General features: G+C 73.1%; 8 protein-coding genes. 2 read left to right on the plus strand and 6 right to left on the minus strand.

Annotated features, from left to right (window positions below; translation table 11 throughout):
- Nucleotides 1-121 precede the first annotated feature (121 nt).
- On the plus strand, nucleotides 122-1,747 hold the full coding sequence (locus tag ACFY0X_RS19175) for an alkaline phosphatase D family protein (RefSeq protein WP_387756086.1): 1,626 nt from the start codon (nucleotides 122-124) through the stop codon (nucleotides 1,745-1,747).
- Nucleotides 1,748-1,823: 76 nt separating this feature from the next.
- On the opposite strand, the gene ACFY0X_RS19180 is transcribed toward ACFY0X_RS19175, so the two are convergent.
- Complete coding sequence (locus ACFY0X_RS19180) at nucleotides 1,824-2,978, minus strand: DNA gyrase subunit B (RefSeq protein ID WP_387756088.1); 1,155 nt, start codon at nucleotides 2,976-2,978, stop codon at nucleotides 1,824-1,826.
- 439 nt (nucleotides 2,979-3,417) lie between these two features.
- The gene (locus ACFY0X_RS19185) at nucleotides 3,418-3,711 is read right to left on the minus strand and encodes a hypothetical protein (protein WP_387756090.1); all 294 of its coding nucleotides are present in this window, start codon (nucleotides 3,709-3,711) and stop codon (nucleotides 3,418-3,420) included.
- Between the two features lie 548 nt (nucleotides 3,712-4,259).
- Here ACFY0X_RS19185 and ACFY0X_RS19190 point away from each other — a divergent pair.
- Nucleotides 4,260-4,658, plus strand: coding sequence for a hypothetical protein (locus tag ACFY0X_RS19190; RefSeq protein ID WP_387756092.1), 399 nt, complete (start codon nucleotides 4,260-4,262; stop codon nucleotides 4,656-4,658).
- 153 nt (nucleotides 4,659-4,811) lie between these two features.
- Here ACFY0X_RS19190 and ACFY0X_RS19195 read toward each other — a convergent pair whose 3' ends face one another.
- The 4 genes from ACFY0X_RS19195 to ACFY0X_RS19210 form a co-directional block, all read right to left on the minus strand.
- The gene (locus ACFY0X_RS19195; RefSeq protein WP_387756094.1) at nucleotides 4,812-5,357 is read right to left on the minus strand and encodes an NUDIX hydrolase; all 546 of its coding nucleotides are present in this window, start codon (nucleotides 5,355-5,357) and stop codon (nucleotides 4,812-4,814) included.
- Nucleotides 5,358-6,840: 1,483 nt separating this feature from the next.
- The gene (locus ACFY0X_RS19200) at nucleotides 6,841-8,433 is read right to left on the minus strand and encodes a sugar ABC transporter permease (RefSeq protein ID WP_387756096.1); all 1,593 of its coding nucleotides are present in this window, start codon (nucleotides 8,431-8,433) and stop codon (nucleotides 6,841-6,843) included.
- The gene (locus tag ACFY0X_RS19205; protein ID WP_387756098.1) at nucleotides 8,430-9,215 is read right to left on the minus strand and encodes an ATP-binding cassette domain-containing protein; all 786 of its coding nucleotides are present in this window, start codon (nucleotides 9,213-9,215) and stop codon (nucleotides 8,430-8,432) included. The genes ACFY0X_RS19200 and ACFY0X_RS19205 overlap by 4 nt, the downstream gene beginning before the upstream one ends.
- Before the next feature lie 332 nt (nucleotides 9,216-9,547).
- A complete protein-coding gene (locus ACFY0X_RS19210) occupies nucleotides 9,548-10,645 on the minus strand; it encodes a sugar ABC transporter substrate-binding protein (RefSeq protein ID WP_387756100.1) in 1,098 nt (365 codons plus the stop codon).
- Nucleotides 10,646-11,066 lie beyond the last annotated feature (421 nt).

Genomic DNA, 11,066 nt, shown 5'->3' on the forward strand with positions numbered 1-11,066 from the left:
GGACCTTCACGGGCCCCTCACCAGATGATCACCGCGCCGCCGTGGTCCCGACCCCCGCCGTACGGGGTGGTCCACTCCAATTCCCTTCGCACACCCCCGAGCTGCGAAAGGCCACCACCCCATGACCCGCCCCACCGCCGACCGGATGCTGCGCGAGGCCGCCGCCCGCCTGGACCGCCGCCGCTTCCTCACCGTCACCTCGGCCGCCGCCGCGCTCGCCTTCAGCGTCGACCTGCCCACCGCCCACGCCGCCGACGCCGACATCGCCCCACGCGCCGTCGGCGCCGACCCCTTCACCCTCGGCGTGGCCTCCGGCGACGCCACCAGCGAAGCCGTCGTCCTGTGGACCCGCCTGGCCCCGCGCCCCCTGGAACCCGGCGCCGGCCTGCCGCCCACCGGCTCCGTCACGGTCGGCTGGGAGATCGCCCGCGACGAGAGGTTCCGCCGCGTCGAACGCCGCGGCACCGCCCGCGCCCACGCCGAGTTCGCCTACGCCCTCCACGTGGACGCCGACGGCCTCGACGCCGGCCGCGAGTACTGGTACCGCTTCACCCTCGGCCCCTGGACCAGCCCCACCGGCCGCACCCGCACCCTGCCGCCGCGCGGCCGCAAGACCGACAGCGCCCGCATCGCCCTCGTCTCCTGCCAGGCCTACGAGGACGGCTACTTCACCGCCTACCGCCACCTCGCCGGCGAGGACGTCGACGCCGTCTTCCACGTCGGCGACTACATCTACGAGTACGCCATCGACGCCGCCGGCGGCGACCGCAAGTACACCGACCGCACCCTGGCCCCCCACTTCAACCACGAGACCACCACCCTGGAGGACTACCGGCTGCGGTACAGCCTCTACAAGAACGACCCCGACCTCCAGGCCGCCCACGCCGCCCACCCCTGGTACGTCACCTGGGACGACCACGAGGTCGAGAACAACTACGCTGCCGCCGTCCCGGAGAAGAACCAGGACCCCGCCCCCTTCGTCGCCCGCCGCGCCGCCGCCTACCGCGCCTACTGGGAGAACCAGCCGCTGCGCATGCCCCAGCCGCGCGGCACCGACCTCACCCTCTACCGGCGCGTCCACTTCGGCCGCCTCGCGCAGTTCGACATCCTCGACACCCGCCAGTACCGCGACGACCAGGCCAACGGCGACGGCTGGCAGTACCCCACCCCCGACTCCCAGGCCACCGGGCGCACCCTGATGGGCGCCACCCAGGAACGCTGGTTCGCCGACGGCCTGCGCCACTCCAAGGCCACCTGGAACGTCGTGCCCCAGCAGGTCGTCTTCTCCCGCCGCAAGAACACCACCGCCGAGCGCTCCAAACTCTCCATGGACGCCTGGGACGGCTACCCCGCCGCCCGCGAGCGCTTCCTGACGGCCGTCGACCAGGCCGGCGTCGAGAACCTCGTCCTGCTCACCGGCGACGTGCACGTGGCCTACGCCCTGGACGTCAAGCGCGACTTCGACGACCCGAACTCCCGCACGGTGGGCGTGGAGTTCGTCGGCACCTCGATCAGCAGCGACGGCGACGGCGAGCAGAGGCCGTCCAACTGGGCCACCCTCATGGCCGCCAACCCGCACCTGAAGTTCTACGACGGGCGCCGCGGCTACACCGTCCTCACCCTGGACCGCCACCGCGCCCGCGCCGACTACCGGGTGGTCTCCCACATCACCCGCCCGGGCGGCACCCTGTCCACCGCCGCCTCCTTCGCCACCGAGGCCGGCAACCCGGGCATCCGCCCCGCCTGACTCCCGCCCCGGCGCCACCCTGTCCACCGCCGAGGCCCGGTCCCGCCGCCACGAGGGAGGCGGCGGGACCGGGCGTTCAGTCGTCCCCGAGGACCCGGCCGACGACGGCCGCAGCCTGCCGCGGGTGCGCCTCCAGCCACGCGCCCACGTGCTCCCGCACCGCCTCGGCGACGCAGTCGCGCACCGCGGCGTTGCCGAGCACGTCGCGGGTGGAGCCGAGGAACTCGGGCTCGTCGAGCTTCACCGACACCACCGCCGTCAGGCCCGCCCCGCCCAGCCCGGCGCCCGGGCCGGTGTCCAGGCCGCCGACCAGCCCGGCGCCCGGCTCGGTGGCGGGCAGGGGGCGGCGGCGGACGTAGGCGTCGATGGCGGCCGCCAGCCCGTCGCGCAGCCCGAGTTCGTGGCTGCCGCCGCGGGGGGTGGGCCGACTGTTGGCGAAGCTGCGCACCTGTTCCTCGCCGCCGCCGCGCCACCGCAGGGCCACCTCCACCGTCCCCGCCATCCGCGGATCCTCGCCCTCGAAACCGATGACGTCCGTGACGGCGGGAGCCTCGTGCGGTCCGTCGAGGAGGTCGAGGAGGTCCCGCACCCCGCCGGGGAAGCGGAACCGGGCCGCGCGCCCGCCGCCCGGTTGGCGTTCGTCGGTCAGTGAGACGTCCAAGTCCCGGTTCAACAGGGCCAGTTCCCGAAAGCGGTCGGCCAACTCGTCGAACGGCAGCCGCGCGCCGGCGAAGATGTCGGGGTCCGGCCAGAAGGCGATGACGGTCCCGCTGCCGGCCGCCGGCCCCATGGCGGTGAGCGGGCCCAGCGCGGCGCCGCGCGCGTACTCCTGCACCCGGCACACCCCCGCGCGCCGCACCTCGGCCGTCATCCGGGTCGACAGGGCGTTGACGACGAAGGGCCCCACACCCACGTAGTCGAGCGTCACGTGGTGGCGGCCGCGGGGCCCCGCCTCGGAGCGCATTTGGGTCAGCAGGGCCTCCACGTCCCCCTCGCCCGGGCCGTCGTCGGCGACGCGCACCGCGCCGTCGGCCGTCAGGGTGATCTCGACGCGCCCGGCCCGGCCCGCCAGGACCTCGTTCACCGCCCGGTCGGCGACCTCGAACACCATCTGCGCCAGGCCGTGTTCACCGGTCGATCCGATGTACATGCCGGGCCGCTTGCGAACGGCCTCCCCGCCCTCCAGCACCTGGATGCGGGCGGCGGTGTACGGGTTGGTGTCCTGGCTCACGGGCTTCTCCTCCGAAGGCGGCCGGGCAGAGCTCCACAGCCTAGGCGAATTTCCGCATAACGCCAGGTCAATCCCCATGCGCCAAAGGCGTGGACGGCCGCATGGGCGCCCGGCCCGAGGCGCCCGAGCCCGGCACTGCGGGGCCGGCGCCGCCGCGCGGCCGGGCCACCGTCCGAGCCCCGCACGGGGCCGTTTCACCCACCCCCGAGGACGGCCGATTCCACAAATTTTTCGCCCGCGTCCCGCGTCCCGCGTCCCGCAGACCCGGTGACCCGGGGCCCGGGTGCGACTGTCACAGATCGGGCCGCTGTCCGGTCCACAGGTGTGACAGGACGGCGCACCCGCGGCGCGCCGTCGACGCCTTCGGTTGACGCTCGTCAACCCGCCCGGAGGAGAACACCATGAGCCGCCGTCGTCTGCTCGACGGTGGCCGTTGTCGTCACTGGGTGTCCATCGCCTGGCCGATCCGCGGCCGCAGGCCGGCGGGGCCGCCGAACAGGTCGCAGGTCACCGTCATGGTCAGCGGCAGCGACAGGGCGCGGCGCAGGTCCACGGCCTCGCCGGGGCCGAGCGTGCGCAACGCGCCTACCAGGGCGGCGGTCGTCGCTTCGATCCGGGGGCGCAGCGTGGACACCCGGCGGGGTGAGAACGAGGGCGCCATCCGCCGTCGTGTGAAGCGGTGTTCCTCGCCGTGGAGGTCGAAGAAGTTCTGTTGGGGGGCCGGCGGCCCCATCGGCCACCCCTGGGGCACCGAGGCCGGGGCGGGCCAGTGCTTGCGCGGATCGCGTGAGATGCGCGGATCACCGAGGCGCGGGTACGGACCAGGCGATGATGGCGCCGGGGAGTTCGACCCGCACGGCGGGCCCGGCGCGGTGCAGTTGCGCGCCCTGCTGGTGCAGGGCCTGCCCGGACGTGTTCAGGACCGGGGCAGCGGCTGTCGTCCGGAGCCATGGCATCGCTGCTCGGGTTGTCTTACGGGTCACCCTGCTGGGCCGCGCCGGGGGCGCGGGCCGTCGTGTTCGGGGCCTGTGCTCCGTTGTGGAGTGGCCCGCCGTGGCCGTTGACGGGGTGCCGTGGCCCGGCGCGGAGACGGCCGGTGGTCCTGCGCGGCCGGTAGGGCCGGGTCTGGGCGCTCACGTGGGGCGGAAGGCCTCGTCGGCGGTGCGTGGGGAGTCGGCGGGTCCGGTTTCCCGCGTGCGGGGGGTGTCGCGTGGCGGCTGGTCTGGCTCGTTTGTCCTGTGGTCTTGCCCGGTGGTCGTGGGGGTCTGGCATGCTGTGCGGGTGTCGAGGAAGCACAAGCGCGCCGTGACCTTGGCGCAGATAGTGGCGGCGCTGCCGTCGCCGGTGGCGGGGAAGCCGGGTGGTGCGCATGTCGGTCCGCCCGTGAGGGCCGGTGGCTTCACGGACGCCGACGGCTGTTGCTGGCGGCTCGCCCGCGGGCCGCTGGATCCCCGCAGGGCCAGGCGGCTGTCGGTCGAGGCCGACATGATGTCGATGGGCACCTGCTACGACGAGCGGGTCGGGCGGTGGCTTCCGCGTTTCCTGACGGCGGCGGAACGACCGGCCGCGTGGCTCGAAGCGCGCGCCCGGTTCGGCGTCGACGACCTGCCGATCCATGAGGCGTACGAGTTCACCGCGGACGACGGCCGCGTTCTGCTCTTCATCGAGACGTACTGCTGACCTCGCGCCCCCGGCGGCTGCCGCCGGGCGGCCCCGCCCCGGCCGTGTCCTCGCCGTCGCCGTCGGCGGGGGCACGGCGGGGGTATCGGGGTGTCGGGGGTGTCGTCGTGGCCGTGCCCGGGTGCGGTGCACGGCCTCCGCTGCCGGGCCGGGTCAGGGGCGCCGGGCGAGTCGGTGCGGGCCGAGGTAGTAGGACAGGGCGGCGTGTGACGGGCCGTCAGCGATGTCGCCGTTCGTCAGCCGCCGTACCACCTCGGCTTCGGCCACCCACTCCGCGCGGGTCGCCTCGGACACGTCCTCGGGTTCGCCGATCCGGGTGCAGCCGGTGGCGTGGTAGGCGTGGAAGCGGGCGTCGCTGATGCCGGCCATGGCGTCGTACGCGGTCAACGGCTCGACCCGGCCGGGGCGCCAGCCGGTCTCCTCCTCGACCTCGCGGGCGACGGCCGCCGTCGGCTCCTCGCCGGGCTCGGCCCAGCCCGCCGGGACCTCCCAGCCCCAGCGGCCGGTGATGAACCGGTGCCGGTAGAGGAGGAGGAACTCGCCGGCCTCGTTGGTGACGACGGCGGTGGTCGAGGTGCGGGGGTAGCGGACGACGTGGTGGTCGATCCGGCCGACACCGGGGATGTCGACGTCGTCCAGCCACACCTCGACCCACGGGCTCCCGAACACCTGCCGACGCCCGAACACCTTCCACTCCACCGGTAACCTCCCTCACACGCCCCACCGTTGGGATCCCGACTCTCCCACGCCGCGCGGTGACAGGCTCGGACTGCTTCGGGAGGAGACACGGCGGGCACGCCACCATGCCGAGCCGCGCCCTTGTGGCGGGAGAGGCACACGCGCCGCCCGCTGCGGCCGTCCAACTGCCGCGCACAGGAAGTCGATGCCGCCGACTTCCCGCGCGTGCGAGGGAGCGGGTTGGGGTTTGGGGGCCAGTGGCCCCGTGTTAGGAAGTTGGCTTCTCGCGCGTGCTGGTCGGGTGGTGGGGGTTACCGGCCGTCCTGTGCGGGAGGCCGGCCGTATCGGCGCTGCGCGCGGGCGGCCGTGTCATCTTGCCTTTGGGCTGGCTGCTTTCTGCGGGGGAAGTCGATGTCGCCGACTTCTCGCGCGTGCCGGGGGCAGGTGGTGGGGGTTACCGGCCGTCCTGTGGGGGAGGTTGGTGGTTTCGGCTTTGCGTGCGGGTGGCTGCGTCGCCTTGCCGTCGGGGCTGGGTGTTTCGTGCGTGGGAAGTCGATTCCGCCGACTTCCTGCGTGTGCTGGTGGGTTGGGGCAGGTCTGGCCGTCCTGTGTAGGAGGTTCTGTCGGCCTTTCGTGCGTGCTCGTGGTGGTCCGGCGTTGGGATGGTCGGGCGACTGGTGTCCGGTTGCCTGTGGGGGAGGTTGGAGGTTTCGGCTTTGCGCGCGGGTGGTGCCGCCTCGCCTTCGGGGCTGGCTGTTTCGTGCAGGGGAAGTCGATGCGGCCGACTTCTGGTGCGTCCTGGTGGCGGTCGGGTGGTCGGGGTCTCCCAGCCGTCTGGTGGGAGGTCGGTCGTGCCGCCTTTGCGCGCGGGCGGCCGCGTCGATTTGCCGTCGGTGCTGGGATGTCTCGTGCGTGGGAAGTCGATTCCGCCGACTTCCTGTGCGTGGGGGTGGCTCGGGTGAGTGGTGCCTGCGCCCGGCCAATCCGGGGGGGCGTTGGTCGTGCCGGCTTTGCACGCGGGCGGTGCCGCCTCGCCTTCGAGGTCGGCTGTTCTCGCGCACGAGAAGTCGATTTTGCCGACTTCTCGCGCGTCCTGGTGGTGGTCGGGTGGTGGGGACCGTCCGGTGGGGGAGGTCGGTGGTTTCGGCTTTGCGCGCGGGTGGCCGCGTCGCCTTGCCGTCGGGGCTGGGTGTTTCACGCGGGGGAAGTCGATGCCGCCGACTTCTCGTGCGTGCGGGGGTGGTCGGGTGGTTGGGGTCTCCTGGCCGGCTGGTGGGGGAGGTCGGTCGTGTTGATTCTGCGCGTGGGCGGCTGCGTCGCCTTGCCGTCGGGGCTGGGTGTTTCGTGCGCGGGAAGTCGGTTCCGTCGGCTTGCTGTGGGTGGGGGTGGTTGGGGCGGGTCCGGCCGTCCTGTGTAGGAGGTCGGCTCTGCTGACTTCTGGTGGGGGTTGGGGTGTTTGGTGCGTGGGGGCGGTTTGCCGTGCGTGGGGGTGTGGGGGGTTGGGTTATGTGTGGGTGGTGGTGTGGGTGTGGGTGTGGCGGGTGAGGGAGTCGAGGGTGACGGCGGTGAGGAGGACGGTGCCGGTGATCATGTATTGGATGGCTTGGGTGGCGTGGATCATGTCGAGGCCGGTGGTGATGGTTTGGATGACGAGGATGCCGAGGAGGGCGGTGCGGGTGTTGCCGCGTCCGCCGAAGAGGCTGGTGCCGCCGATGACGGCGGCGGCGATCGCGCTCATGAGGACGTTGCCGCTGCCGAGTTGTTTGTCGGCGGAGCCTTGTTGGGAGGCGTAGAACAGGCCGCCGAGGGCGGCGAGGAAAGCGGCGAGGATGAAGACGGTGGTCCGTGTTCGGGTGATGTTGATGCCTGCGCGGCGGGCGGCTTCGACGTTGCCGCCGATGGCGAGGACCTGTCGGCCGTAGCGGGTGCGGCGCAGGACGAAGTCGGTGGTCAGGACGGCGGTGAGTAGGACGACCAGGGACAGGGGCAGGCCGCGGTCCTGGTTGAGGGTGTAGGCGGTGGTGAGGGTGAGGGCGGCGAGGGCGCCGGCGCGTATGGCGCTGTCGGTGGTGGGGGGTGCGGTGAGGCCGGCGGCGCGGCGGCGGCGGGCGGTGCGCAGGCGGGCGGTGAGGTAGAGGGCGGGGGCGAGGGCGGCCAGGGTCCAGGCGTAGGCGATGTCGCCGTCGCCGAGGAAGGTGGTGTCCAGGCTCGCGATGATGCCGTGGTGGCGGTTGTTGACGGTGCCGGCGTCGCCCAGGACCCATTCCTGTAGGCCGTTCCAGGCGAGCATGCCGGCGAGGGTGACGACGAAGGCGGGTACGCCGACGCGGGCGAAGAAGAAGCCGTGCAGCAGGCCCATGGCGCAGGCCGCGCCGAGGGCGGTGAGGATGGCGAGCCACTCGGGCAGGTCCTGGCGTACGGCGAGGACGGCGGCGAGCGCGGCGCTGGCGCCGGCCACCGAGCCGAGGGAGAGGTCGATCTCGCCGAGGATCAGTACGAAGACGACGCCGACCGCGATCAGTCCGGGCCCGGCGATGAAGCGGGTGATGTTGGTGAGGTTGTCGGCTTGCAGGAAGTGGTGGGTGACGGACTGGAAGACGGCCGCGATGACGATCAGGCCGACGACGACCGGCAGTGAGCCGAGCTCGCCGCGGGCCAGGCGGTGGCGGGCGGCGGTGGCGTGGGCGGCCCAGCCCCGCGGGGGCTGGTGCAGCCGCGGGTCGACGGCCGGGACGGCACCGCCGGCGGCATCAGTACCGCTGGCCGGGGCGGCAGCGCCGCCGGTGGCACCGGCACCGCCGGAGGGGATGTCGGCGGCAGCGGCACCGCTGGAGGGGACGGTGGCACCGCCGGAGGGGGCGGCAGCGGGGACGTCGGCGGCATCGGCACCGTTGGAGGGGACGGGAGCGGCGCCGTCGGCGGCACCGGCACCGCCGGAGGGGATGTCGGTGGCATCGGCACCGTTGGAGGGGACAGTGGCACCGCTGGCCGGGACGGCAGCGCCGCCGGTGGCATCGGCACCGCCGGAGGGGACGGTGGTGCCGTCGGTGGGGACGGTGGTGCCGTTGGTGGGGGTGGGTGTTTCGGGGGTGTTCATTCGGCGTCGGCCTTCTGGGTGCGGCGGGCCCGGCGGCGGGCGTGGGCGTTGTCGGTGGCGCCGGTGATGGCGGCGATGATCTGTTCCTGGGTGGTGTCCGCGACCGGGAACACGCCGTTGTTGCGGCCCAGGCGTAGCACGGCGACGGTGTCGGCGACCGCCCGTACGTCGGCCATGTTGTGGCTGACCAGTACGACTGCCAGGCCCTGTTCGCGTAGTCGTTCCACGAGGTCCAGGACTTGGGCGGTCTGTTCGACGCCGAGGGCTGCGGTGGGTTCGTCCAGGATCACCAGGGCCGGTTCGCCGACCAGTGCGCGGGCGATGGCCACGACCTGGCGCTGTCCGCCGGACAGTGCGGCCACCGGGGTGCGCACGTCGGGGATGCGGATGGCGAGGGTGTCCAGCAGCCGGCGGGCGTGCTGTTCCATGGCGACTTCGTCGAGCAGGCCGCGGCGGCGTTTCTCGTGGCCGAGGAAGAGGTTGGCGATGACGTCGAGGTTGTCGCACAGCGCGAGGTCCTGGTAGACGGTCGCGATGCCGAGGGCGGTGGCGTCCTGGGGGCGGGCCAGGCGTACGGGGTCGCCGTGCCAGGTGAGGGTGCCGTCGTCCACGGGGTGGACGCCGGCGATGGTCTTGACGAGGGTGGACTTGCCGGCGCCGTTGTCGCCGACGAGGGCGAGGACCTCTCCGGCGTGGACGGTGAGGTCGACGTCGGTGAGGGCCTGGACGGCACCGAAGCGCTTGGAGACCGAGCGCAGCTGGAGGACGGGTGCGCCTGTCACGGGAACAACCACCTTGGGGGAGCGGCTACTTGGGGCGGTACCGGCGGTACCGGCGGTACGGGCGGTGCGGGCGGTGCGGGCGGTACTGGAGCGAATCCGGAGCGAATCCGGGGCGGTACGGGCGGTGCCGGGTGGTGCCGGGAGATGCCTGGGCGGTGCCGGGAGATTCCGGAGCACTGCCGGGCGGTGCCGGGTGGTGCCGGAAGATTCCGGAGCACTGCCGGTGCCGGGGCGAATCCGGGGCGGTGCCGGGCGGTTCCGGGGCCGTGCGGGGCGGTGCCGGGCGGTGCCGGGGCCGTGCGGGGCGGTGCGGGGGTGGTGTCGGGGCGGGGTTACTTGAGGCCGGCGGCGGCGCAGGCGGCGGCGTAGTCGGTGGTGCAGATGTCGGAGACCTTGTAGAGGCCGTCGGCCAGGACGGTGGTGGCGATGTTGTCCTTGGTGACGATCTTGGCGTCGAGGAGCTTGGCGGGGATGTTCTTGTCGGTGGCGCTGTCGACGCTCGTGTCGGCGATCGCCTTGACGTCCTTGCCGTGGAGGAGGGCGACGGCCAGTTCGGCGGCGGCTTCGGCCTGTGGGCGGTAGGCCTTGTAGATGGTGTAGGCCTGGTCGCCGTTGACGATGCGCTGGATCGCGTCCAGGCCGGCGTCCTGGCCGCCGACGGGGACGGTGATGCCGGCGCCCTTGAGTTGGGTGATGATGGCGGCGGCCATGCCGTCGTTGGCGGAGTAGACGGCCTGGAAGCCGTTCTTGCCGAACTCGGTGACGGCGGCGGAGATCTTCTGGCCGGCGACGGTGGGTTCCCACTGTCCGGACTGCTCGTAGACGACTTTCCTGACCTTGCCGTCCAGGGCCCTGTGCGCGCCGGTCTTGAACTGGGCGGCGTTGGGGTCGGCCTCGTCGCCGTTGATCATGACGATGTCGGCCTCGGCGGCCCGCGGGCCGAGCGCGGCCAGCAGGGCCTGGCCCTGGAGTTCGCCGACCTTCTCGTTGTCGAAGGAGGTGTAGGCGGCGACCGGGCCGCCGGCCAGGCGGTCGTAGGCGATGACCTTGACGCCCTTGGCGGCGGCCTCCTGGACCCAGCCCTGGGTGGACTTGGCGTTGTAGGGGTCCAGGATGATCACCTTGACGCCCTGGGCGAGGAGGGTGTCGAACTGCTGCTTCTGCTTGGCGGCGCTGCCCTCGGCGTTGTTGTACAGCACCTTGCACTGCGCGCACAGGGCCTTGACCTTGGCCTCGATGAACGGCCGGTCGAAGGACTCGTAGCGCACCGAGGAGGCGTTCTCGGGCAGCAGCAGGCCGATGGTGTCCGGGCTGCCGGAGGCGGAGGCCTCGGCCTTGGCGCCGCCGGCCTTCCCGCAGGCGGCGGTCATGGACAGGGTCAGTGCGAGGCCCACGGTGGAGACGAGGGCGCGACGCAGTACGGCATTCATACGGGTGCCTCTCCCTGGGGTCGCCGCGGCGTCGCGGCGGGGTGGGGGGAGTTAAACCTGAGCGCGTACATGACGTCAATAAGTAAAACCAGACTGCCCGCGATCCACCACCACTCGTTATCTTCGTGAACACGCCTGCGGCCGGCGGGGCCGGAGCGGCGGGCACAACCGGGCCCGGGCCGTGGCCGGGGCCCCGTGGCCGGGGCGGGGGTCCCGGGGCGGGGGTCCCGGGGCGGGGGTGGGGGCCGGGGGTCCCGGGGCCGGGGTGGGGGGTCCCGGGGCTGGGGGTGGGCGCGCGGAGGCGGCCGTGCCCGCCGCTCCCCTCGTGTGGCGGGCACGGCCGGGCCGGCGTCCGGCCGGGTGTCAGGGGCGGTCGAGCGTGACCGAGTTGATCGGCCCCAGGTCGTAGTACACGCCCTTA

The organism is Kitasatospora sp. NPDC001547, assembly GCF_042894165.1.
In the GTDB taxonomy this organism is placed as follows: domain Bacteria; phylum Actinomycetota; class Actinomycetes; order Streptomycetales; family Streptomycetaceae; genus Kitasatospora.